This window comes from Nostoc sp. UHCC 0252, assembly GCF_034931145.1.
Classification (GTDB): Bacteria; Cyanobacteriota; Cyanobacteriia; order Cyanobacteriales; family Nostocaceae; genus Nostoc.
Genome location: NZ_JAYGHE010000135.1, coordinates 6,957 through 7,969, shown reverse-complemented (window position 1 = coordinate 7,969; position 1,013 = coordinate 6,957). Strand labels below are relative to the sequence as shown.

Below are 1,013 nucleotides of genomic sequence, written 5' to 3'. Positions count from 1 at the left end.
GCTCATCCTAGTTAACGCAGTCCTCCGAAAGCTGTGGGTACTAACGCCCTCAATGCCCAGCCGCACACAGGTATCTCTGAGGATTTTGTCAGCACTGACCTTGTGAATATGTAACAACCCATGCCGCCCAGGAAACAAGAACTCTTTTCGGCGGTTAGGGTTGTACTCTTCTAAATACTGCTTGAGCTTGGGATGCACTTGAATTTCCCTGGTGTCCCGCTTGCCTTTGGTGTTGACACTGCGTAGTACTAACACGCCTCTGACACCGTTGCTGCCAAACACGTCTCTCACCGCTAACGTGCAAGCTTCGTTAATTCGGCAGGCAGCATAAAGGCACACGCCGAATAAAGCGCGATCGCGCGGGTTGACAAACCCCTCGTTAAATAGGAGATTAATCTGATCGGGTGTGAGGATTTCTGCCCTGCCGAAACGATTTATTTTCATAGGGTCTAGCCTACATTGTCTAAAGTTAATAAAACAATGTAAGTGACCAAAAAGCTGATTATTCCGTGAGTGATGACACCCGATTAACCCAGACTTATGAATCAGCCCTCAAGCACGACCGCTACAACCCGCATTGTCTCGTTGGCTGATTAAACTTGCTTATGGAGAGCAGCACATTACCCTCAATCAGGTATAATCCGCACCAATAGGATCTGCTCATCTTGCGGGTGTCTCAACTGTCTATACTCGCTTCTATACCAAGAGTTGATAAATCGTTGCTATCAAAACCGATATCAATTTTCTACTTAAAGATGTTCGACAGAATCTCTGTCTATCATCACCAAAGGCTTTTTTTTTAAGAAGGTTAATGAACATGGGTAGGTAGCCAGCCGCTCTTAAGAAGGAAGATAGAGAAAAGTTAACTACCACCACTCCCCGACTTAATCCTTTCGCTATCCTCATCAATACATCATTCATTCACAATCAAGTTATAGTCGATATAACCAAGCATCGCCCCTCTTTTTATCGCCTCATAGCTGTTCTTGACGTGCCATTTACTGTACAAATCA

The 1,013-nt window shown here is 45.0% G+C and carries 1 protein-coding gene; it reads right to left on the bottom strand.

Features of this window, described 5'->3' with window-relative positions; all coding sequences use genetic code 11:
• The coding region (locus tag VB732_RS34835) for a tyrosine-type recombinase/integrase (RefSeq protein ID WP_323235371.1) at positions 1–444 on the bottom strand (444 nt) is incomplete at its 3' end.
• Between the last annotated feature and the right edge of the window lie 569 nt (positions 445–1,013).